16 protein-coding genes and 1 riboswitch are annotated in these 23,711 nt (G+C 59.5%); of the genes, 6 read left to right on the forward strand and 10 right to left on the reverse strand.

Features of this window, described 5'->3' with window-relative positions; genetic code table 11:
- Positions 1-23: 23 nt before the first annotated feature.
- Positions 24-1,643 (reverse strand): tetratricopeptide repeat protein, encoded by a 1,620-nt coding sequence (locus tag HDF16_RS09240; protein ID WP_184215749.1) that lies wholly within the window; start codon positions 1,641-1,643, stop codon positions 24-26.
- A gap of 258 nt (positions 1,644-1,901) precedes the next feature.
- On the opposite strand from HDF16_RS09240, the gene accD reads away from it, so the two are divergent.
- From accD to HDF16_RS09255, 3 genes are all read left to right on the forward strand, one after another.
- Positions 1,902-2,786, forward strand: coding sequence for an acetyl-CoA carboxylase, carboxyltransferase subunit beta (gene accD / locus HDF16_RS09245; protein ID WP_184215751.1), 885 nt, complete (start codon positions 1,902-1,904; stop codon positions 2,784-2,786).
- A 345-nt stretch (positions 2,787-3,131) separates the two neighbouring features.
- Positions 3,132-5,969 carry a putative bifunctional diguanylate cyclase/phosphodiesterase gene (locus HDF16_RS09250; protein WP_184215753.1) on the forward strand — a complete coding sequence of 946 codons (2,838 nt, stop codon included), beginning with the start codon at positions 3,132-3,134 and terminating at the stop codon, positions 5,967-5,969.
- A 45-nt stretch (positions 5,970-6,014) separates the two neighbouring features.
- Positions 6,015-6,869, forward strand: a complete 855-nt coding sequence (locus HDF16_RS09255) for a class I SAM-dependent methyltransferase (RefSeq protein ID WP_184215755.1) — start codon at positions 6,015-6,017, stop codon at positions 6,867-6,869.
- A 53-nt stretch (positions 6,870-6,922) separates the two neighbouring features.
- Here the strand turns inward: HDF16_RS09255 and HDF16_RS09260 are convergent, their stop codons facing one another.
- The 3 genes from HDF16_RS09260 to HDF16_RS09270 form a co-directional block, all read right to left on the reverse strand.
- Positions 6,923-8,674, reverse strand: coding sequence for a M20/M25/M40 family metallo-hydrolase (locus HDF16_RS09260; RefSeq protein WP_348641282.1), 1,752 nt, complete (start codon positions 8,672-8,674; stop codon positions 6,923-6,925).
- 89 nt (positions 8,675-8,763) lie between these two features.
- Positions 8,764-9,255 (reverse strand): DUF427 domain-containing protein, encoded by a 492-nt coding sequence (locus HDF16_RS09265; protein WP_184215757.1) that lies wholly within the window; start codon positions 9,253-9,255, stop codon positions 8,764-8,766.
- Positions 9,256-9,289: 34 nt separating this feature from the next.
- Positions 9,290-9,619 (reverse strand): hypothetical protein, encoded by a 330-nt coding sequence (locus HDF16_RS09270; protein ID WP_246408915.1) that lies wholly within the window; start codon positions 9,617-9,619, stop codon positions 9,290-9,292.
- A gap of 20 nt (positions 9,620-9,639) precedes the next feature.
- Between HDF16_RS09270 and HDF16_RS09275 the strand changes: the two genes are divergently transcribed.
- On the forward strand, positions 9,640-10,476 hold the full coding sequence (locus HDF16_RS09275) for a hypothetical protein (RefSeq protein ID WP_184215759.1): 837 nt from the start codon (positions 9,640-9,642) through the stop codon (positions 10,474-10,476).
- A gap of 4 nt (positions 10,477-10,480) precedes the next feature.
- Here HDF16_RS09275 and ruvA read toward each other — a convergent pair whose 3' ends face one another.
- The gene (gene ruvA / locus HDF16_RS09280; RefSeq protein WP_184215761.1) at positions 10,481-11,077 is read right to left on the reverse strand and encodes a Holliday junction branch migration protein RuvA; all 597 of its coding nucleotides are present in this window, start codon (positions 11,075-11,077) and stop codon (positions 10,481-10,483) included.
- Between the two features lie 103 nt (positions 11,078-11,180).
- Complete coding sequence (locus HDF16_RS09285; protein ID WP_184215763.1) at positions 11,181-15,068, reverse strand: carboxypeptidase-like regulatory domain-containing protein; 3,888 nt, start codon at positions 15,066-15,068, stop codon at positions 11,181-11,183.
- 338 nt (positions 15,069-15,406) lie between these two features.
- A riboswitch (Fluoride riboswitch) is annotated at positions 15,407-15,477 on the forward strand.
- 21 nt (positions 15,478-15,498) lie between these two features.
- On the opposite strand from HDF16_RS09285, the gene HDF16_RS09290 reads away from it, so the two are divergent.
- The gene (locus HDF16_RS09290; RefSeq protein WP_184215765.1) at positions 15,499-16,857 is read left to right on the forward strand and encodes a voltage-gated chloride channel family protein; all 1,359 of its coding nucleotides are present in this window, start codon (positions 15,499-15,501) and stop codon (positions 16,855-16,857) included.
- 98 nt (positions 16,858-16,955) lie between these two features.
- Here the strand turns inward: HDF16_RS09290 and HDF16_RS09295 are convergent, their stop codons facing one another.
- Positions 16,956-19,616, reverse strand: coding sequence for a M1 family metallopeptidase (locus HDF16_RS09295; protein WP_184215767.1), 2,661 nt, complete (start codon positions 19,614-19,616; stop codon positions 16,956-16,958).
- 202 nt (positions 19,617-19,818) lie between these two features.
- Here HDF16_RS09295 and HDF16_RS09300 point away from each other — a divergent pair, with 202 nt between their 5' ends.
- Positions 19,819-20,730: an EamA family transporter gene (locus HDF16_RS09300; RefSeq protein ID WP_184215769.1), complete on the forward strand. Its 912-nt coding sequence runs from the start codon at positions 19,819-19,821 to the stop codon at positions 20,728-20,730.
- A 19-nt stretch (positions 20,731-20,749) separates the two neighbouring features.
- On the opposite strand, the gene HDF16_RS09305 is transcribed toward HDF16_RS09300, so the two are convergent.
- From HDF16_RS09305 to hpnI, 3 genes are all read right to left on the reverse strand, one after another.
- Positions 20,750-21,250 (reverse strand): L,D-transpeptidase family protein, encoded by a 501-nt coding sequence (locus HDF16_RS09305; RefSeq protein WP_184216276.1) that lies wholly within the window; start codon positions 21,248-21,250, stop codon positions 20,750-20,752.
- A 67-nt stretch (positions 21,251-21,317) separates the two neighbouring features.
- Positions 21,318-22,394 carry a Rieske 2Fe-2S domain-containing protein gene (locus HDF16_RS09310; RefSeq protein WP_184215771.1) on the reverse strand — a complete coding sequence of 359 codons (1,077 nt, stop codon included), beginning with the start codon at positions 22,392-22,394 and terminating at the stop codon, positions 21,318-21,320.
- 128 nt (positions 22,395-22,522) lie between these two features.
- Entirely contained in the window at positions 22,523-23,710 is a 1,188-nt protein-coding gene (gene hpnI / locus HDF16_RS09315) for a bacteriohopanetetrol glucosamine biosynthesis glycosyltransferase HpnI (protein WP_184215774.1), read from the reverse strand.
- Between the last annotated feature and the right edge of the window lies 1 nt (position 23,711).

A 23,711-nucleotide genomic window follows, 5' to 3' on the forward strand; every position in this document is an offset into this window, starting at 1 on the left:
GCCCAGGCCGGCCGATGCGAGATCTAGTCACGCCGGATCGCCGCACGAGCCTCCGCCAGTTCAGGCCTTCCAGGCTGATCTGCAAGGCTCGCAATGGCCAGGAGCTTCTGAAAATAAGCATTGGACTTTTCGCGATCGCCAGCCCGTTTTGCTGCTTCCGCCGCGCCATACAACGACAAAAAGCGATTCGGTTCTTTGTTGAGAGTGGTTTGAAATTCGCTCAGCGCTTCAGACGGGCGATTCAGTTGCAGCAGCAGTTCTCCGAGCATCTCTCGTGCCGGCTTCAAAGGCCCTGGACTCACAGCGGCTTTTTCGGTCTTATCTTCCATGTCGACCGCGTGCCTCATTCCAGCAAGAGCATCGGTCTCGTGACCTTCAACAAGCGCCAACATGGCTATCAGTTCCTGGAGGTCGATTTCGATTTGATCCGCCCAGTAGTCCTCCTTCATCTGGGCAAGCTTGTCTCTAATATGCGTCAGAGAGGAGATAGCCTCCTGCACTGCGGGCTTATCTTTCGCATGAGCCGCTCCAAGTCCCCGGGCGAAGTAAGTGATCGCATTCGCGTACGGAAACGGGCTGGCCAGCGGTTCCAGTTTGGCCGCATCTGCCCAGGATTGACGCTCCAGAAAATAGCGGGCGGGAATCGCTGCATGCGCGTAATAGGCGGCAGAGGCAGGAGCTGCTCCGGTTGCATGAGCCGGATCGAAGTCGCCGAAAACCTGGGCCGACGACTCCACCAGCCGTTTTGCTGATTCGTCCTGCGCCGTCTGCAGATAGGCATAGACCATGTAATCGCTCGCATGCAGCAAGTCGGCTGGCTGGTGCGCGGCTCGCGCCGCCGCTGCAGAGGCGGCGTTGGTGTCGATCGAAGCTTGCCAATCGCCGATACGAGTAAACGTATGCGACGGCATATGCAGAGCATGCGGCGTCGAAGGCGCGATCATTCCGTAGCGTTTGGCGGCCTCAGCCGCCCGAGGCGCTAACGCCGGCTCATCGTATGCATGAATAATGTAGTGTGCCAATCCCGGATGATCGGGATATCTGGCGAAGAGAGCCTCAAGCAACGCTCCAGCCTTGAGTTGCTTCGCATACGTCTTATCGGAAGGATCGGCGTCGGAGGCCAGCGCCAAAGCGTAGAAGATGGTCGCTTCGGTGTCTTCCGGATACGCGGCGCTGACCGCGGCCATCGATTGCTCGTAAGCCAGAACACGGGCTGACTGATTGATATGGGAGCTATCGACGTAGAGATGGGAGACAGCGTCGAGATACGCACGCTCCCGTGCTGTGCCAGCGCCGATAGCGCGTCCCTGTTCAAAAGCGCGCAAGCCTTGCTCCAACTGAACCGGCGATTTGAAACCGGCAAACGGGTTCTGCCAACTACTAAGTGCAATCCCCCAGTCGGCGATCGCGCACTTCGGATCGGCCGCAAGAACAGCGTTAAATCCCTGAATCGCGGAGCCAAATTGAAAAGAGTGCATCAGTGCAACGGCGCGATTAAATTGAGGCTGCACCGCAGGATTGCAGGAAGTGCTGAAGGTGACGCTACCCAGCGTCTCGGTCGAAACGTGATCGTGAGTCTGGGAGTGGAGGGTTGACGCAGCAACTGCACCTAGACAAAGCATGGCCAGGACAAAGATTCTCATCTCCTGAACCTCTCCTCTCAATCGTTTCTGCTTGCACATTGCTGTAGATCAACATCATAAGGCAGGACTTTCGGATGGTAACTGCATAGTGACCGGCAGGGATGGCTACAACGATCGTCGAGATCGGCGGGGACTCATAGACACGGATGTGAAACGTCTTAAATCCAGCATGTCGCACCCTTCGCCAAAGCTCAGACCATCTACAAAGGCGCTTCTTAGTACAATGACCAAGGCACGCAGAAGGGGCAAATTGATCCGATGAGTTGGTTCAAGCGCGAAGATCACCAGATAGTCAACGACGCCGAGAAGACCGTCCGCACCGAGGGTCTCTGGACCAAGTGCGGCAATTGCGGCGCAATTCTCTTCAAGCAGGAGCTCGAGGACAATCTCCAGGTCTGTACAAAGTGCGGCTATCACTTTCGTCTCGACGCGCGGCGCCGCATTGCGAATCTTCTTGAGCCCGGCTACCAACTTGTCGACCTCGAACTCAAATCCACCGATCCTCTCCAGTTCACCGATCTGAAGCCTTATAAAAAGCGCCTGCTTGAAGCGCAGAAAAAAACCGGTCTGAACGATGCGATCGTCAACGCCATCGGCGAGATTGGCCCGCATCCCGTCGTCCTCAGCGTGATGGAGTACGCCTTCATCGGAGGCAGCATGGGAGCTGTCGTTGGCGAGACCATTACCCGGGCAATCGATAGGTCACTGGCTACGCGGCATCCCCTAATCATCGTTGCCGCATCCGGCGGCGCGCGCATGATGGAGGGCATCGCCAGCCTGATGCAGCTTGCGAAGATCTCTTCCGCCCTGGGTCGGCTCGACGACGCGAAGATTCCCTACGTCTCGGTGATGACCGACCCGACCACCGGTGGCGTCACCGCCAGCTTTGCCATGCTCGGCGACCTCAACATCGCGGAGCCGGGCGCGCTGATTGGGTTCGCTGGTCCCCGCGTGATTGAGCAGACGATTCGCCAGAAGCTGCCTGAAGGCTTCCAGCGCTCGGAGTTCCTCCTCGAGCACGGCTTCCTCGATGCCATCGTCCCCCGCAAAGAGATGAAGGCCTATCTGGCACAAACGTTGGGCTGGATGACACAGGCGGCGACCGCCGTTCCCGCCAATTCGGCGACACCCGGTGCGCGTTAGAAATAAAAAGGCGGATTCGCACTACTTATTTGTTGCTGAACCAAGGTACGGGGTGTACCTTTCCGGCAAGTGAGAGCGGTGGTCGCCCGGCAGTTGTTTGCGAGCGGCCGAGCGCCAGCCTTAAAACGTTGTCCCTGCCTGATATCCAGTCTCCTTATCTCCCATCCTTCATCGGGTCCTTGACCGCGTGGCGTACAAGTTGGCTTCGGGCTGAACAAAGCCTGCTTTTTGCCGATAGGACGTTCTAGCCTCGTTGGGTTTTGAACCCATGTCGCGAGAACGGCTGCTTCGCTGACGCCCGGGCAGTTTGCGTTCAGAGAGAGATGGAATGGAGCGGATGAGCAGATGATCTGGCCATTGAACCGAACGCTAACGCTCGGCCTCGCATCCCTGTGCATCGCATTCCTTCCTCAGACCGTGCAGGGAGAAGAGAGATCAAGCCGTGGACGGCCCGGACCAGATCTGAACTCCATTACTACTGCGCTCGAAGCCCACAATTTATTGGCCACTGAAGCTGCAAGGGGCCGGGAGATCAAACTGCGCGGAGTTGTCACCTACTCCGACGTTCACCAGGACCGCCGCCGCGCGTTCTTCTTTCTGCATGACGCCAGCGGAAGCATCTTCGTGACCCTTCCGAGTGAATCTGTTCCTATACCGCCGGGCACCTTGGTGAGCGTCAAGGGGCAAAGCGCCTTGGGCGACTACGCGCCCATCATCTCCCACCCACAGGTCGAGGAGATCGGACACGCCCCGCTTCCGGCCCTCGCTCCTTCGGTCAGCCTGACCCGGCTGCTCACCGGCGAAGAAGACGGCCAGTGGGTTGAAGTAGAGGGGGTCGTTCGCTCCGTCTACGAGGATGATTTCAATGTCCTCATCCAACTCGCGATGAGGGACGGCGTGCTCTCCGTCACTCTGCCGCGCAAGCTTTCCAGCAACTACAAAGGACTGGTCGATTCGCGAGTCAAGATTCACGGAAATGCCGCCCCGATGTTCAATGGCGATCGCCAGATGATCGGAGCCCGGCTCTTCACTCCCGACACCCCGCAGATAGAGATCATTGAGCCTGGCCCGGCTAATCCCTTCGAGGTCCCCGCGCGGCAGGTCGGAATGCTCTCTCGCTTTAATCCAATGTCGTCGCTTCCTCGACGGGTCCACGTGCAGGGGCGCGTCACCCTGATGTGGCCGAGAAGCTTGCTCTGTGTGCAGGACGCCACACACGGAATCTGCGCTCAGACCACACTGACAACGCCGATCGCGTTGGGAACAGTCGCTGACGTTGTGGGTTTCGTCGAGACTGTCGGAAGCGTGCCCTCGCTGACCGACGCGGTTTTCAAGGCGGCCCAACGAGCGCACGGAGAAGCGCCGAAGCTGGCCACCCCGTCCAGGGTAGACGCCGAGACTGCGCTGCAAAGCTCGTTCGGATCGGAGCTGATCGAAGTCGACGCGGAGCTGATCGGTCGCAATCCTGCTGCGGCCGACACGACCCTGATCCTATCGTCGGGCGGCTTCGTCTTTGAAGCGATCCTTCCGCGAAGCCTCGACGGGGACGCATCGAAGGCGCTGCGAATTGGCAGCCGGCTCCGCGTAACCGGTATCTGTTCCATTCAGATCGACGATCAGCGCAGCGCTCGCCAAGGAGGCCCCGCCGCCCGGAAATCATTCCGCATCCTTATGCGATCGCCCGGGGACGTGCTGCTGTTGAGTGCCCCCTCATGGTGGACACCATCGCACACCCTAATCGTACTGACTGCGATCCTGACCGCGACCTTGCTTGTCCTCGGATGGGTCATCGTACTTACCGGCAAGCTGAGACGTCAGAAGGGCCTTATCCAGGATAGTGAGGAGCAGTTTCGCCACCTGGCCCAGCACGACTCGCTCACCGGCCTTCCTACACGCGCTCTCCTCCGTGATCGCCTCACCATCGCCATCGAGCGGGCAAGGCGATCCCAGACCGGCATTGGACTACTCATGCTGGACCTCGACCGCTTCAAGCAGATCAACGACTCGCTGGGCCATCATGCTGGCGACCAGGCGCTCAAGGTCTCTGCGCGCCGAATCTGCCAGTCTGTCCGGGCCAGCGATACCGTCGCCCGCATCAGCGGCGACGAGTTCATCGTGCTGATCACCGACCTCAACGATCCAAAAGAAGTCGAGCTGGTCGCCGCCAAGATCGTCTCCACGCTCTCCGCGCCTTTTCGCGTCGGCAATCGCGAGGTCCCGCTCTCCGCGAGCGTTGGTGTCTGCATGGCATTCGGTGACGCCCTTGAAGCCGACTCCCTGATGAAGATGGCCGACACCGCCATGTACCACGCGAAGGCGCGCGGCCGAAACTGCTTCCAGATCTACAGCGCCGACATGGACCAGGCGACAAAGACCTATCAGCGACTGCGCAGCGGCCTGGAGCGCGCGCTCGCCGCAAACGAGTTCGAGATCCACTATCAACCGCTCGTCGACTTCAAGACCCGCGAACTTACCGGCTTCGAGGCACTCCTCCGCTGGCGCAGCCAGGAGCTTGGCCTCGTAATGCCCACGGAATTCATCCCAGTCGCCGAGGAGTCCGGCCTCATCGTCTCTATCGGCGAGTGGGTGCTGCGCCAGGCCTGCCATGAGATCGGTCTGCTCGAAACTCAGCTGGGCCGTCGCTTCCTTCTGGCTGTCAATCTGTCGCCGCGCCAGATTCAGCAGTTCGGCCTGCCCGAGATGGTGAGCCGCTGCCTCGAGGAGTCCCGCCGCGATCCCGAATCGATCGAGCTTGAGATCACCGAGAGCATCCTCATGAACGACTCCTCATCGACCCAGAACTCTCTTATCGAGATGCGTGGGATGGGCGTTCGGCTCGCCATCGACGACTTTGGGGTCGGCTTCTCCAGCCTCTCCTACATCACCCGCTTCTCCATCGACCGCATCAAGATCGACCGCTCCTTCGTGATGAAGTGCATGACAGAAGACACCAGCCTCGCCGTCATCCGAGCCATGGTCGCGATGGCGCACGGCCTCTCCATGACCGTGGTCGCCGAAGGTGTAGAGACCGCGGAAGAGTTTCACTTCCTCGGCTTTGAGGGCTGCGATACCGCACAAGGCTACTACTTGAGCCGCCCGGTGCCAGCTGCCGAGCTGATCCCTCTCGTTCATAGGCTGGACGATTGGGCGGGGACCCAGACTTTGACTGCCAAGGCGGTCTAACCGCGCTCGCGTGTCTAGCAAATCATCCTGAATTACTCTTGTCTCATGCAGGAAGCAGCCCCATCCCGCACTGCCATGCGTGTCGCGTTGCGTCGGGCCGCACACCAGATCTACGACACGCCTATCGTCTTCGACGACCCCTTCGCAATTCCCATCCTCGGGTCCGAGGGCAGGGCCGAGCTTCGCCGCACACCGGACCCAGCCCCTGATCAGAAGCAGCGACCCTTTTCTATCGCTCTGCGGGCCCATCTCGTCGCTCGCAGTCGCTACGCCGAAGATCAGCTTGCCCATGCCGTGGCTTCAGGAGCGACGCAGTATGTGCTGCTCGGCGCGGGGCTTGATACCTTCGCCTATCGCAATCCCTACCCGCATCTCCACGTCTTTGAGGTCGACCACCCGGCGACGCAGGCATGGAAGAAGGATCTACTCGCCGAATCCGGCATGTCGGCCCCACCGCGCCTGAGTTTCACCCCCGTCGACTTCGAGCGCGAGACGGCGCTCGAGAAGCTTCAGTCCGCTGGCTTCGACCCCAGCCAAAAGACCTTTTTTGCCTGGCTAGGCGTCGTCCCCTATCTGACCCTCGATGCCTTTCGCGCCACCATCGGCTTTATCGCCAAGAGCCCCGCTGGCTCAGGCGTGGTCTTCGATTACGGCCAGCCTCGGCGCGTCCTGCCTCCACACGAACAGCTCGCGTTCGACTCCCTCGCCTCCCGCGTCGCGCTTGCGGGCGAGCCCTTCCGGCTCTGGTTCACGCCGCCTGAAGTGGCCTATGAGCTCGAAGAGTTCCGCGCCATCGAAGACATGGGTGCCGTCGAGATCAACGAGCGCTACTTCCAGAACCGTCGAGATCAACTGCAGCTTCGTGGCTCCGGCGGACGCTTCCTCACCGCCTGGCTCTAAAAAGCAAAACGGCGAGACCCGAAGGCCTCGCCGTCTTCTGCAGCGAGGAAGAATTACTTCGGCTCGACAGCGTTCGGATAGATCCCCGGAATCGGTGCCTTCGCGCCCTTCTCCAGCTCCGGATGCGGGAACGGCTTCCGCGGCATCATCGCCTCACGCTCGCTCGTGTTGTAGAGGAAGATCGCCTCAACCACCGCCGCCTGCTCGAGATCGAGCGGGTGCAGCCGGTCGTAGGTGTCCATGTCGGAGTGGTGAGTCCGCGTCTCGTAGTCCATCTCGTCCTGGATGAACTGGAAGCCCGGCAACCCCACAGCGTCATAGGAGAGATGGTCTGTTCCGCCCGTATTGCGATAGCTGATCGTGGTCACCCCCAGGTCCGCCAGAGGAGCGATCCACTGCTTGAAGATCGGTCCGATCGCGTAGTTCTCTTGTGTATAGACACCGCGAACCTTGCCCGTGCCGTTGTCCAGGTTGTAGTACGCGTCGAGCGTCTCCCACTCCTTGGTCGTCGCCAATGCGCCCTTCTGCCGCAAAAAGCTCGGCACGCTCTCCGGCTCCTTCTCCTTCGGCTCCGCGAAGGTGCCGAAGTGCTGCTTCACATAGCCAGACGACCCGTACAGCCCCTCTTCCTCGCCCGACCACAGCGCAATCCGGATCGTCCGTTTCGGCTTGATGTCCAGCACCTTCAGAATCCGCACCGCCTCCATCGCCACAATCGAGCCCGCGCCGTTGTCTGTCGCGCCAGTCCCTGAGATCCAGCTGTCGAGATGTCCACCCACCATTACAACTTCGTTCTTCAACTTTGGATCGGTACCGGGAATCTCCGCCACAGTGTTGAAGCCGTGCTCATGGTCCCCGGTAAACTTCGCTTCGATGTTCACTTCCACTGTCACAGGCACATGCGCCTCACACATCCGCGCGAGCCGGTTATAGTGCTCAATCATCATCACTGCGTTGGGAATCGTGACCGCATTCTCCTTCTTCTGCGCGTCGCGAGCCAGGGCCGCGCCGTTGTCATCGAAGATGATTCCGGTTCCACCGCCGCTGCCGCCATCGCGGCTCGGCGTCAGAATCGCAAGCACGCCTTCCTCGGACATCAGTTTGAGGGCGGACTTCCGTAGCGCTGCAATCCGTGCCCGATCCGCGAGTGCCTTCATCAGCTCGGGCGACCCCGGAGCGTAGCGGCCACCGCTAGCCTCAAAACTCTCCATCTCTTTCAGCTCTGCGTCCGTGTAGCGCTTGAACAGTGGCTCGGTAATATCAGGCGTCGGGCGCATCGCTCCCAGCAGAACAATCTTGCCGCCTAGCTTGCCCTTGAAAGCGTCGAGCTCTTTCTCGTCCGTCAAATTGACGTAGACCACCTCGCCGGTCACTGGCCCCTTAGTCGAAGGCGACCACGGAGACGCCTCGGCCCACAGCGGCTCTGGATCAGGGCCGACCATCCGAGCCCAGGTGTTGATCTGTTGCCAGCCCATGCCGAACTCACCCCAATCTTCGAGGTGCGCGTTCGAAAGCCCAATCGTCGTCAGCGTATCGCGCGTCCAGGCATTCGCCTTCGCCATGTTCGGCGACCCGGTAAGTCGAGGCCCAATTCCCTCGGTGAGCGAGCCCGCGAACTGCATCACGTGCGAGTGCTTCAGTCCTTCTTCGCGAATCCGCGCGTACATCGTCAGGTCGATCGACTCAACCGCTGGCTGCGGCCCGTAGTACGAAGGCGTCTTATCTGCGGCGATTGCCACGCCTGTGAGCGATGCGAGCGCAGCTGCGCCAAGGCCAAAGGAAAACATCTTTGCTGCAAGGGTCATAACGAATGGATCTCCGTACTGGAATGGGTCGAACTATAGAAAAGATGAATGAGGGAAGAATAGCAGGGGAGTCGATGTGGACTGCGCCACTACCACCCTTTAGTCCCGGGCGCGCCTTTGAACGGCCCCTTCACATGAGAGGTGATCCAACCTCCATAGAAGTCGCCGGGCTGCGGTTCAACCCGCTCGTCATCAACACAGCACTCATCCACCCGGCTGGCATAAAAAGCCAGATAGTCCTTCAACGCTGCATAGCTATTCGACGTATGCGGGTAGCTCCATGCGACATCCTGAACCAGCTTCGCTCCCGGCACCTGCAAGTCCCAATAAGTTGCTACGCCCTTATACTCGCAAAACGTCCCGCGACGTGACGACAGTCGCATGAACTCCATTGCGATGTCCTGTTGCGGAATGTAATAGACCGGAGGATGACTTGTTTCGAGGATTCGCAGTGACTTCGATGTCTCAGCAACGGAGATACCACTATGAACGATCCTTAGCTGCCGGGCGCTTGCGTCCAGCCTCGGTGGACGAGGATAGTCCCAGACCGACTCAGGCTGATCCTGATCCACGTTATTCACGCTTCGCCACGTCCGATCCAGCCCCTTCAGCAGTCTAAGCGCTCCGGGTCATCCTGCGAACCCACAATGATCCCAGATACCCCAAGGAGACAACCAGTACCAGCACGCCGACCGGAACGCCAAGCCTCATGTAGCTGAACGAGTAGTCGAGCGTCCCATGGCCGGTCGAGTTCCACACCATAATGAACACGATGCCCGCAAAGGTTGCCGCAAAGAAGGCAGCGAAGGCCGTCGCGGTCCCCATCAGCAGGCTGGCAAACCAGCCGAGATCGCCGATTGGAACTCCAAACAACGTCGTCGAACCCGCGTTCGCCCCAACCGTACCGTGAGATGTTTGCGCTGCGCCGTTCGTCTGCATGCCCATACAAGATAGAATACTGCCTTATGGCGGAACCGGTAAAAAGTGGATTGATGCAGGCAACAGAGATCGCACGTCAGAGCGATCTGCGCCAATCCTCCAATGGCGTACATTACACTGCCTTTGGCGAAAACAACCTTGAGAATGCCGATCTTGCTCGCATCGTCCAGGCGGTTCCGGCGACCATCGCTTCCTCATTGGGCCGTAAAGCCTATTACTTTGTGCCGCTTACGTTGATGGACAAGCCTCTGGACCTTGAGGCTTCCTTGCCGCTCTCTTCGAAGAGCGATGACAGCGACGACCCGATGATCGCCACCACCTATACAGCGGAGTTGAGCGACCGCGCCATCTGCCACCGCGACGTCCGCTTGGCTGGCACTGCCGGCACAGCCCATGAGGCCGGCATCGATGGCGTCTTCATCTCGACTCGTCTGCTGGGCGACCGTTTTGCACTTGCATTCGAATTTTTCATCAACGTCAGTCACGCTTTCGTTGACATCGCGGGTATCCCGAAGACTTTCTCCGACCTGGTGTGGGAGCAGGCCGTCGCCGATGTCCGTGGCGAGACCAGCCGGGACGCCTTTGAGAGCCGCGAGCTCTCGAAGGCCAAGAACGTCAAGACGGATGCACGGACGCTAATCGATGAGAAGGCCCGGAACGAGTACATAGAGGCTGCCTTCTCCGATGCTGTAGCCATTTATCAGCTTTCGTTGGCGATCGACTTTGAGTACGCCGAGCTTCGCGAGCGCGACTACCCGCTGCTTGCGCCAAAAGCTCTCGCTGACCGTCTACGCGCCGTGGCAAAGCTCTTCCCGCCCAACGAGGGATACGAGTTCGCCATTCGCTACAAGCGACGCAGCTAACCTGCTAACGGATGGCCGACATCGCCGCCCGGAAGAGCGCCTCAAAATCTCCCGACAGATCAGGCTCGCGCTTCAATGCAGCCTCTACGGCCTTCTCTGCCACGGGCCGCTGATAGCCGAGGTTGACCAGCGCGGAGATCGCGTCGTCGCCTGCCGCGCCATGATGCGCTATCTCATCGTCTGAAGACTGCACGGCCAGCGCCTCCAGTTTGTCCTTCAACTCCAGCACTACTCGCTCGGCGGTCTTCTTGCCGATCCCAGGAATGCGCGTGAGCGTCGCGTGATCGCCGGAGCGGATTGCAGCTACGAGCCGCTCTGCAGAGATGCCGCTGAGCACCGTAATCGCCAGCTTGGGCCCGATGCCGGAGATAGTCAGCAGCTTCTCGAAGAGGCGCTTCTCCGTCATCTCCGCAAAGCCGAAGAGTGCGATTTGGTCCTCGCGAACATTTGTGTAGATATGCAGTGCCGCGCTCGCACCTTCAGCCGGCAACGAGGAGAATGTTGCAACCGAGATCGCAACCTCGTAGCCCACGCCTGCGCACTCGACGACGATAAGGTTCGGTGACTTGGTAAGGAGGAGGCCGCGCAGGTGAGCAATCATCGTGACCCGATTCTAAACGCCTTGCCGGTATCCGAAGCGGCTCAAGAAAAGAGGCTCCGGTCTCCCGGAGCCTCTTCAATCATTCAATTTGCGTGACTGCGAGTTAGAAGGTCAGACCAAGCGACATCTGAATCTGCCGCGGGCTGCCGATGGTGTGTGTGACTACGCCGATACCGAACGGAGCGTTATAAAGAGGCTGCCCGGCCGTCGGGAAGTTGTTGTAGTTCTCGTTCTGCGAGACCTCGTTTCCTGGAACGTCGAAGCTGGAAGTGTTCGTCAGGTTGTAGATGTCGAAGGTGTACTTCAGGGCGTAACGCTCCGTGAAGTTAGTTAGCTTCACGATCGATGCATCGGCCCGTTTCTGGAATGGCTGGCGGAAGATGTTTCTCTGCCCGGAGGTGAAGTCCGTCTCAAACGTATCCGAAAGTGGCACTGCGCCATTCAGTCCACCCGGGGCGATCAGTGGCACAGTAAAGCAGTCCGACTTCAGCGCGGGAGCACCAGCGAAGGCTCCTGAGTGACCAGTGAGCGCGGACTTCGCCGTGCATCCAGGTGCCAGCGGAACAATCGGATTCGTGATGCCGTTGTTGGTGCTGTAGTAGATGCCGCCGACTGCGCCCGTGAAGTCGATAACGCTGTAAGGCTGGCCGCTCTGAAGCACGGTGAGCCCAACTACAGACCAACCGTTCGCCAAATCACCTTTGACCGTGTACTTCGGAGCGAAGTCCGGCAGACGGTAGACGTAGTTGAAGTTGATGACGTGGGTGCGGTCGAAGTCTGCCGAAGCATAAGCATCGCGCAGGTTGAGCGCGTTGTTGCCGTTGTAAAAGAGGCCGAGACCGCTCTGCTCATCGAGAGCGTGGGAGTAGGTGTAGGAGAGACCGACCTGGAAGCCGTGGCTCATGCGTTTTTCAATATGAGCCTGAAGCGCGTTGTACTGGCTTACGCCAGCAGCCTTGTAGTCGATCGACTCCGCAGCGTAACCGATATAGGGAACGCGGAGGTCAAGATTGCCGCCCTCATAGTTGGCCATGTACGGCGACCCATCATTCAGTGTCGCCCCTCCTACTGTGTATCCATAGGAAGCCGTCTGCTGGAGCGCGCCGCCCTTAAGTGTCGGGTTGGAAGGGCTGGCAATCTGTGCCTGGTTGAAGGGCACGGGGATCACCTGGTGGCGGCCAAGATTCCCGACATAGCCAAGCTCAATCGCGAGATCGTTGCGCGGCTGCCACTGGATGTTCAACGTGTAGTTGATCGTGTAGGGGAGTTTGTTCGCACGGTCATAGACACCGAGCGAAATCGGCTGACCACCGGCGTTCGCGATGGTATCCGCGTTCGGCAGGTACTTGCTCAAGTCCGACGACTTGGGGCTGCTCGATACGGGATTGCGCAACGTGGTGCTGTACGGATTCGCCAGATTACCGCCTTCCGCTGTCGGCTTCTGGTCCGGCGGAGAGAAAGGATCGCCCGCAGCGTTCGTCGCGCAGGTGGGAATGTAGTAGCTATAGAGCGATGTCGATGGGCAGGTCGAAGCCGTCACGAAGGGAAGCTGCTGGTTGACGCCGAACGGGCCGCCGGTGACAGTGCCGATCGCATAGCCCGGCGAGAAGTAGCTAAAGAGTTCGCCACGGTCGTAATACATTCCGGTACCGGCACGGACGACGACCTTGTCATGAAACCACGAGGGCTGCCACGCTGCTCCGAGACGCGGCCCGATGCCCCACTGGCGACCGGTGAGCGTCGTATCGCTGACGCCCTTGGTTCCGTTTACGTTATTGCCCGCAATGATGAAGCCTGGGTTATCGATCGAGTCCGCAGCAACGTTGTAGCTGTAGAGCTTCGGATCGAAGTTGAAGATGCGTCCTTCCTTCTCGGTCAGGCCGCCATCCCAGTCATAGCGAAGACCAGCGGACAGTGAGAGGTGCGGTGTCACCTGGAACTTGTCCTGCACGAACATGCCAAGCTGGTTCGCGCGGTAGTAGCGGCTCGCATTGCCCTGAAGGAACGAGGTTACATAGAAGCCGGTGCTTGACCCACCCGGTGTGACATAACCCTGAGCGAAGGCGCTGAAGTCGTCGGTCGCGATCGTTCCTGTACCTGTGCGCTTGTCGATGGTGTTCAGCTGCGTATAGCTATAGCTGGTTCCAAAGGTGATGCTGTGGCGGCCTAGCGTTAGGATGGCATTGGCTGAGGGCTGCAGACGGTTCTGGAAGACACCGGTGTTCGACCCCTGCGCCTCGGCATTCGGCCCGACACTCAGAATGCCAGTCGACACGTTAGCTGCATAACCTGCCTCGCCCAGAACGTTCACAATCGAGACGCCCGGGAAGTAAGTCGAACCGAAGGCGTTGATGGAAGCCGTGCCGGTACCGCTTGGGATGCTCTGCGGGCCGAAGGGCTGTTCGTTGGTGCTGTAGATCTTTTCGCGTACGTAGCCCAGAGTCTCCTGCGTGCTCAGGTTCGAACGGACAATATAGGTATTGTTGATCGCAAAGACATGCGCGCCGGCATCAAGATGCTGCGTGAATCCAGGTACGTTCGAGTACGCATAAGGCGCAATCGTCGGATCGTGCTGGTAGTAGTACTTCAACGCGATGGTATCTTTCGAGGTTGCGTTGTAGTCGAGGTCGGCAACAGCCATATCCGCCTTGAAACGGCCAGTTCCCGGAAGGAAGGCGTTGTTCGGGTGGGTTGACGTCAGGTTAGTCGTGGTCGCATTCGGTATCAGCCACTTGCCGGGCTCCCCAGGAAGAGACGGAGAGTTGAAGAGCGCCAGTGCCGTGGGATCGATCAGATTGGCTGAATCAGCCGTGACGTTCGAGTCTGGAAAGTTTGTCGCCGTAATCGCTGCCAGTGCAGACGCACTGCGATCGTCGCTCAACCCAGCCGGCACATCGAGGAACGAATAACCAAGGGCCGAGTCAGACACATGCAGGTGCTGGTAAGCGATAAACCCGAATAGCTTGTCTTTGATGATCGGGCCGCCGAATGTACCACCAACGATATACCTGTGAAGTTCGGGATTCTTCAGATTCGCTGGGATGTCGTCATCGTTCTTGAAGAAGAAGGGTGCGGCGTTCAACGCATTGGTTCCGCGATGACCGTACACGGTGCCATGAAACGTATTCGTTCCCGATGCTGTGCTGATGTCGATGTGCGCACCAGAGGTCGCGCCCTGCTGCGCGTCGTACATCGACGCATTGACACGAAGCTCCTGAATCGTCTCAGGGGCAGGCGTTGGAATTGCATTGCCTATTGATAGATAGACCGAGGCGCTCGACTGGATGATGCCGCCGCCGCCGCTGTTCCCGACGCCGGTGCTGTTCACGACGCGGGCTGAGCCTACGCTGCTGGTGCTCTTGCCGTTGAAAAGCGTGCTGCCGTCGACACCGTTGATCGAGAAGCTATTGGATGTATCGCGCTGACCGTTCGCCCAGATGGGAGGATTGCCGAGACCATCGTTCGCTCCCGTTCCAGTGGGGAGTTCCGCATTGACGCCGGGAGAAAGGATTGCCGCTCCCAGAACGCTGCCCGTAGGCAGAGGAATCGACTGAATCTGCTGTGCGTCGAGAACATAGCCGTTCGTCGTATCGACCGCGTTCAGCAAGGGCGTTGCCTCAACCGTCACCGACTCGCTCGTCGAACCTACAGCAAGGCTGGCCGGCAAGGTTGCAGTACGGTCTCCCTGCACCTGCACGCCAGGAAACTTCGCCGTTTGAAAGCCATCATGCGTGAAAGTCAGCGTATAGGTGCCGACAGGCAGGTTGGAGAGATCGTAGACGCCATTCCCGCCCGCCGCCTGCACGCGCTTCAGGCCAGTCTGCTCGCCCACAGCTGTGACCGTCGTTCCGGGCAGAATCGCCCCGGCGGAGTCGGTCACAACACCCGTAATGCCTCCAAGCGTCTGCTGAGCGAAGCCGATCGCTGAACCCGCCAGTAGAAGCAGGATGAGCAAGGACTGGGAAAGAAAGATGCGGCTACGCGTGGACATTCGGCGTGTCTCCTGAGGTTTAGGTGCAAGGGTGACTATCAATACGTGTCGTTATCGGTGGGACCACTCAGCTACAAATCTGGAAGTTCGGAACGCAGAATCATGTTCAGCGACTATGCAGAATAGGAAACCCTCCGCAGCGGCATGGCGGCGGATAAAGATCTCTTGAATGACTGGCTCACTTCAGACAATAACTGATTCCAAATCGCTTTGCGAGAATTTAATCTTGCCGCGCAATCAAAGGTCGCATTACGGACTTCGACAATGGGACCTCTCCTTCAAACGCCTTAAACCTTTGGACACATTGACCCACAGCGCCCTAGCTGATACCTTTCAGCCATAGATTTGGCGATGGGGTTCCGCCAAAACCGCCTGCACCTGCCGCAGCGCTGATGACTCCTACAATTCTGTAGGAGATGCGCGCCCACAAATGTTGAAGACTCCACCCCATACGCCAGAGACTCCTGAGCCTTCTAAGGCCTCGGGCACCACCTTCGGACCTCTTCCTCTGCTCTTCTACCTTCTGCAATGGCTTCCAATTGCTGCGGTAGTCGGCATCTTCGCAGGTTCGGCCTCGGCGCTCCTGCTTGTCTCGCTGGCGAAAGCGACGGAGATTCGCGAGGGCCACATCTGGATCGTCGCTCTGCTTCCGCTGGCCGGGTTGGCCGTCGGGGTTCTCTATTGGTACACGGGCAGGTCGGTTGAGGCGGGTAACAACCTGATCCTCGAAGAAGTGCATGCTGAGGTCGAGAACCCCGACGCTGTCATCCCCTTCCGCATGACACCCCTAATTCTGATCGGCACCTTCCTCACGCATCTCTTTGGAGGCTCGGCAGGGCGCGAGGGCACGGCCATTCAGACCGGAGCTTCGCTGGCCGACCAACTCTGTCGCCCGCTGCGTATGGACCGCGCGCAGCGCCGCATCGTGTTGATGATGGGCATCAGCGCAGGCTTCGCGTCAGTCTTTGGAACGCCGCTGGCGGGGACTGTGTTTGGCCTGGAGGTACTCGCGCTCGGGGCTCTTTCGTACGAAGCGATCGCACCCTGCGTCATCGCAGCCTTCATAGGCGAGATGGTCACGCGCGCATGGGGCGTCACGCACACGGTGTATATCGTCGAAAGGGTTCCCAATATGAGCCTTCGCGGCTTACTCTCTGCGATCGCCGCCGGAGTGCTATTCGGCCTAATGGCGATGACCTTTACAAAACTCACCCACGCCATCAAGCGCATGGCCGCGAGACACATTCCATGGCCGCCCCTGCGACCCTTCGCTGGCGGAGTGATCGTTGCGGCTGCCGTCTTCGCGATCGGAACAGACCACACGCGCAGATTCCTGGGTCTCGGTGTTCCGGAGATTGTGGACGCCTTCCACAAGATCCTGCCACCGTATGACTTCGCCGCCAAGACGCTCTTCACCTCGGCCACACTGGGCATGGGCTTCAAAGGCGGTGAAGTCACGCCGCTCTTCTTCATCGGTGCAACCATGGGCAACGCGCTCTCGCACCTTCTTCCGCTGCCACCAAGCCTCCTCGCTGGGATGGGCTTCGTTGCAGTCTTTGCCGGGGCGGCGAATACTCCCATCGCTTCGACTCTGATGGCAATCGAACTCTTTGGAGCGGAAGCCGGTGCCTACGCCGGCATCGCCTGCATCCTTAGCTATCTCTTTTCCGGTCACTCAGGAATCTACACCGCACAGCGGATAGGCCGAGCGAAGGATCTCCTCAATACCGGGGATGAGGGTTTCTCCCTTGCCCAGATCGCAAAGGAACGGGAGAAAGCCACCAAGTAAAACCGCGCTCTATCTCAAACCCGAGATCGAGCGCGGTGGCCTTTTCTGCTTCATTCTCACGACCCGGCGCTTCGAACCGCGCGGTGCGTCCGTTTAGCCTAGCGGCTCGCAACGCCCGAACTCGCACTCTTCGCCGCAAGCCACTGCTTCAAATTCGGCTCCTGCGCCTGATGCAGCTGGACACAAGCGTTGATGCTGTCCGCCGACTGCTTCAGCGTTCGCTCCGCAGCGATCACCTTGTGCGTTGCAAAGAAGCTCGCCACCTCGTCTCGCTTCTCCGCGGAACAGAAACTGCCCGCGGCAGCCACAACCCTTGTCCCGGAACTGGTCGTAAACTGCGCCGACACCTTCGTCCAATTCTGTTGAATATAGGTCCACGCCTGTTCGCGCGTCTCGCGATGGTTGAGCAGGGCCGCGAGCAGGATCCAGCTATCCTGATTCCGCACTTTGCCCTCCGCCACAAAGTCGAGTGTGCGCTTGACCAGCACCGGATCCTTGAACGAAGCCGTGAGAAAGAGCGCGGTCGTTTTAACTGCGGTGTCGCTGGTGCTTTCGCTGAGCGCCAGAAGTTTGTCGTAGAGCACGAGATCGCCGTGGGCGGCCGCAACGCCGAGAGCAGCTTGTGCCAGGTTCGGATCAACCGAGGAGGGATCTTTCACATACTTCTCTGCGAGAAGCTTCGCCTCCGCCAGGACAACAGGATCACCCGCGTTCCCGAGCACTCCGAAGAGCAGAGCCCGCATCTGCTTCTTGTCCGGGGACTCTTCCGCAGAGCCTGGATGGAGCGCCTCGTAGGCCGGGGAGAATTCGCTGCGAATCCACCCGGCGAGTTGTTCACGCTCGCCTTCCGTCGCCACGCGATCATTGATCGTCCCGATCTTACCCAGTGCCTGCTCCAAAACGATGGAGTCGGGCTCAGCACGGAGTGCCGCGACGAGATTGAGGTAGTCGCCGACTCCACTGCGCCCCGAACGCATCATCGCCCACTCATTGCCTATCAGGCTGATGCGTTCCTCCGGCGTCAGCGAAGTCTCGGCATGCGAGAGAATCGCTTCATAGGTCGGCTTTGGATAGAGCGTGCGGTAGTAGCCCTTCGCACCGCCATCTGCGAAGAGGAACGGCACTGCCGGAACCTTCAGTGGCTGCGCCGGACTATCGCGCGCAAGCATCTCGCAAGAATTTTGCGCACCGGCTTTGAAGCAGATTGGGATCGTCCAGCTTTGCGCCTTCGCAGCTTCCGAATCGGCTGCGGCTGTCTTGACTCCGGGAGTCAGATAGAAGCGGCTCTGCGCGGCACGTACCGTGTTCTTCCCATCGCTGGTGATCGTGACCAGCGGAACCCCGGGCTGCGCCACGAAGGACTCCATGATCTTGTCCACCGGCTTTTTGCTCGTCGCCGTCTGCGCACCCCAGAAGTCTTCCGCCGTAGCGTTCCCGTAGAGGTGAGCAGCAAGGTAGTTGTGCACGCCCTGGCGGAAGGTCTCCGGTCCCAGGTAGTTCTCCACCATTGCCAACACCGCGCCACCCTTGCCGTAGCTGATGCCGTCGAACATCTCGTTGATCTCGGAGGGGGTGTCCGCCGTCGCGCGAATGGCATGTGTCGTCGGTTGCGAGTCGAGGTTCAGCGTGCCGTCAAGCACCGCCGCCTCATCCTGCGAGTAGCGCCACTCCGGGTGCCAGCTCGCCACCGACTTCGTCTCCATCCAGGTCGCAAAGCCTTCGTTCAGCCAGATGTTGTCCCACCACTGCATCGTCACCATGTCGCCGAACCACTGGTGCGCCATCTCATGCGCTACCACCACCGCAACGTTCTTCTTCTGGTTCAGCGAAGCCGTCTTCTCGTCGATCAGGAAGTCCGTCTCGCGATAGGTGATCGCACCGAAGTTCTCCATTGCTCCAGCCTCGAAGTCCGGGATAGCGATCATGTCGAGCTTGGGCATGGGATATTTGATCCCGAAGTAGTTGTTGTAATAGTGCAGGATGTACTCCGCGGCCTCGACCGCGAACTTACCCTTCTCTTCCTGTCCCGGTGTGGCACAGGCGCGGATCGGCGTGCCGTCGCTCTCTCCAGAGACACACTTGAAGTCTCCAACGAGGAACGCGACCAGATAGGTCGACATCTTCGGCGTCGTCGCGAAGGTCATCGTGTGAAGTCCTGCGCCCGCAGACTTGTCCGCGATCACATTTGTGTTGGAGATCACCGTGTCACCGGCGTCGACTGTGAGCGAGATATCGAAGGTCGCCTTGAACGCCGGTTCGTCGAACGAAGGAAACGCCCGTCGTGCATCGGTCGATTCAAACTGTGTCACCGCGTAGTTTCGCTTCTCGGTCTTCGAAAGATAGAATCCACGAAGCTCGTTATTCAGGATGCCCGTGTAAGCGATCGAGAGCTTCAGCTTCCCAGCGGGAAGCTCAGCGGGAAACGTGAAGGTCGCCTGCTCCTTATCCGGATCGAGCGAAACCGTGGCCGTCTCCGCCGCGCCCTGCGCGGAGGTTGCGGTCACGCTCTTGAAGCTGATCTCGGCTGAGTTCAGCGTGATCGTCTTCGACGCTGCTGCCAGCGTCAAGTCGATCGTCTCATCACCCGCAAACGTCGCCGCCTTCAGGTTAGGCGTGAGCGCCAACGTGTAGTGCTCCGGCCGGACCGTCTTCGGTAGTCGCTGGGCGTGAGCCGCAACCGAGAAACCGCCCAGAGCCAATGCGGGAAGAGTTGCGAGAAGGGCGACACGAGATACTCTGCGGGTAAATACAAAGGTCATCAACAGCCTCAACACGGGATTCATCTGCCAATCTGCTAGGCGCTGCCAAGGGCTGCGTTAGAGACGCATACTTCAACGATATCCGTTCGATAGTAGTTCCGCCAGATGCAGCCTTCCGCCGACACTCCCCGGCTCCACGCGATGGAGCCTAACAGAGGGTCTGACGCTACCGCCCAGCATCTTCTGCTGATACAAGAGAAGCATGGCCGACAAGAGTGGGAATCTCGCGTGGAAAACTTTGCTGGCCTTCGCAATCATCTACTTTGTTTGGGGATCGACGTTCTTCGCGATCCGTGTCGGCGTCCACGAGATGCCGCCGCTGCTCTTCGCGGCGCTCCGCTTTCTCGCCGCTGGTCTTGCTTTAACCGGATGGATGGCGGCGCGCGGAGAGCCACTGCCAAACAAGCGTCAGTGGATCTCCGTGCTCCTGCTTGCCTTCCTCATCTTTCTGGTCGATTACGGCCTTCTCTTCTGGGCAGAACAACGCGTTCCCTCCGGCATAGCCGCCGTTATGATGGCCACCATCCCCGCATTCATCGCCCTCGCCGAGATCGTCTTCCTGCGAACTCAGAAGCTTACCGCGCGCCTCGCTCTTGCTCTGATCGTGGGCATCTGCGGAGTGGGCGTTCTCTTGAGCCGCTCCTTGAATCTTGGAGGCGCGGCGATCGAGTTCAGCGGAGCGATCGCTCTCATAGCGGGTGCCATTAGCTGGTCAATTGCCTCGGTCCTGTCGAAGAAGCTGCCGCTCCCTCCTTCCAAAGTGCAGAGCTCAGGGCTGCAGATGCTCCTCGGAGGAGCCCTGCTGACGATCACCTCGGCGTCGCTGGGGGAGTTCCACAACTTCCACCCGGCTTCGATCTCCCCGGAGGCATGGTTCGCTCTGCTCTACCTGATCGTCTTCGGCTCCATCATCGGCTTCACAGCCTACGTCTGGCTTATCCACCATGAGTCGCCCACCAAGGTCGGCACCTATGCGTACGTGAACCCGGTAGTGGCTGTTCTATTGGGCTACTTCGCGGGCGGCGAAGCTCTCGGGGTCAGAACCATCATCGGCACGCTCTGCATCCTGGTCAGCATCATCGTGATCACAACCACACGCGCCAAGGCTGCATAGCTAGATAGGAGCCAGGAGATCACGGACGGATCTCAACCGGCGTACCGTCCGGAACCACGCGCCAGATCTCTTCAATCTCCTCGTCGTCCACAGCAATGCAGCCTTTCGTCCAGTCGACCCGCCGCTGCATCGAACCTATCCAACCAAAGCCGTTGCGAATACCGTGGATCATGATGTCGCCCCCGACAGGCACTCCGCGCTGGCGAGCCTGGATTTCCTGCTCGGGCAACGGATAGCTCATGCGGAGGGCACGATGAAAGGCGCTCTTGGGATTTCTTCCGGCGATCGTATAGATACCTTCAGGAACCTTATTGTCTCCAGCCTGAAGCTTCTGTCCCGGACCGCCGCGCCCAAGCGCAACGCGGTAGGTCTTGATTGGCTGACCCTGCTCAAACAGGGTCATCGTGTGAGAGGCCTTCTCAACAAGAACGTAGTCCGAACGGGCATCTGCTGGAAGTGGCGCTTGTCCACCTTGAAGCAATAGAACAAATACGATCACGGTCGCGCCAAGGAACACCATGAGAAGCAAGACTTGGATCTTGGTGCCGTTCCTTCTCACCTGCCGAATGCTCCTCTGGAACCGTGCTTTAACTCCGCCAATGAAGCGTGACCGGCCCGCTCAACGGGTGCTCGCCCGTGCCCTTCAGCTTCGCCTGCTTCAGCGCGAAGTACCACTTCGCAGGCTTGTCCGCGTCGTCGATCAGCATCAGGCCAGGGTTGTACCGCAGGCCCTGTGCCTGTTCAATCATCGTCTGCTGGTCCTGCCCCACAAACCGCGCCCCGAAAAATGTAGCGATCGAAGTTACAAATGGGACATGGTAGAAGACGTTCCACGCAGCGATCACATCAATCCGGCAGGTCGACGGAGTAATCGGGGTCACAGTGGTCAAGCTGGAGAACCACTTCGCGCCGCAGCGGATCGTCTCGTACCGCCGATTCGGCAGCACAAAGTCGATCGTCGTCGTAATCGGCTCACCGTATACCCCGAGCAGTTTGTAGGGGGCGCTGTTGCCTGAAGGCGCATGTGCCGACATGCGGAATCCTTCAGGAATCGGCTCGAAGTTCTTCACCTTCTCATGGATGCTGGCGCGCGAACGCCACCACCACGCCTGGTGCACGAACGGCCCATGCGCCGGGTCCATCAGCCCGATAATCCCGTGGTCGACATTGCATGGCAGCTCCGCAACCAGATGCGCACTTCGAAACTTCTCCGAGAACTTCGGAAGCTCCGGAACATCAGGCAATTCTCCACTTACGCGTCCCGAGCCTGCCGCGGGGAGATACACCCAGGCATACCCGTCGCGCTCTTCGCACGGGTATGAGGTGGCATAGATCTTCGACGCGTCGAGCGTGTCGATCTGCGTCAGCGAAGGGATCTCCCGGCACTGTCCGCCGCACGGCTCAAAGCGCCAGCCGTGATATTTGCACATTACGGTCTCGCCATCGAACCAGCCCGCCGAAAGCGGAATCCCACGATGCGGACAGAGGTCCTTCATCGCGAAGATCTTGCCATCGTTCTTGCGACCCAGCAGCAGGGGCACGCCCAGCAGCAGCGACGTCGTGATTTTGCCGACACGCAATGTATCCGTGCGCGCTGCCGGATACCAGTCGCCGAAGATCAACTCCGTCGCCGGACCATCGCAATTTCGCTCTCTCACATCCATCTAAAAGTTCCGTCATCCTGAGCGGAGCGAATCGCAGTCTTATCGCGATTCGCGGAGTCGAAGGACCTGCATCTCGCCTCACGCCGACACTACCGCTCGAACCTTTCCGCCTCCAGCCTAGAGCACCATCATAGCCGCGACAGCCGCCCATCCTTCAGCCGGAAGCTCTCGCCGCGCCACACCACCGTATCGCCCGCGAAGCTCCAAGCCCAGAAGAGCAGCCCGAAGAAGTCCCGCAACGGGAGCAGCCACAGGTCGCGCAGTACCTGCCGATCGCCCAATACGCCTACTCCAACAGCAAGAGCCACCGAGACCCGCGCCAGCAGCACCAGGCTCAAAAGCGCGAAGCTCCATATCGCGAAGCCACTCGCGATCATCGTCAAAATCGCCCACGGCAGGCAGTACGTGACGCCAAGGCCAATATAGCCCAGCTTGCGCGAGTCCCGCGTCGTCCGCGCCCACCGCAACTGGTGGTCCCAGAATCCCTTGAAGTCATACGCCGGGACGGTCGTCTTCACGACCTCTCCGCACAGCTGCACCTTGTAGCCCGCCAGGCTGACCCGGTAGCCGAGCATGTAGTCGTCCGCAAGGTCGTCGGCAAGCATCTCCAGACCGCCGATCTTCCCGATGGCTGTCTTTGTCGTCGCCAGCGTTGACCCCAGCCCAAAGCTGATGCCGCCCTCAAGCTTCTTCGCCGTCAACACCCCCGGCAAGAAATCCGTAGCAATCCCCAATGCTTCCAGCTTCGCCCACATCGTCAGTCCCGCCCCACTCAGCGCCGCGCTTCCGATGTAAGGCGCAGTCACCAGTCCTACCTGCGGATCAGCAAAGCCGCGCATCACGTTGGTCAGGTAGCTGGGCGAGACTTCGATGTCGCTGTCGTTGATCACGACATGCTCGTACTTCGCCTCACGCAGCATCTGCACCAGGTTGCTCACCTTGCCGGATGCGCCTAAGCGTTCAGGGCACTGAACCAGGCGGATATCCACGCCAGGAAACTCCGCGCGGAGACGTTCGATCTCCACCACCGCCGGATCATCGAGCGAAGTCACTCCAAACAGAATCTCAAATTGTCCGGCGTACTCCTGCAGACAATGGCTGCGCAATCCCGCATCCATCCGCGGATCGATACCCTTCATGGGCTTCAGGATCGTCACATCAGGAGTTGCGGCGGGAGCGGCCATCTGCCGTAGCCACGAATGCACAAAGTCCCTGGCACCCCAAAGCGCGATGAGCGAATACGCGAGCCCCGCCAGCGTCAGCAATGCTAGAGACACCTGGACGGCGAGTGCAAATAGAGGTGCTCCGGTTGGCATC

The organism is Granulicella aggregans (assembly GCF_014203275.1).
Lineage (GTDB): Bacteria > Acidobacteriota > Terriglobia > Terriglobales > Acidobacteriaceae > Edaphobacter.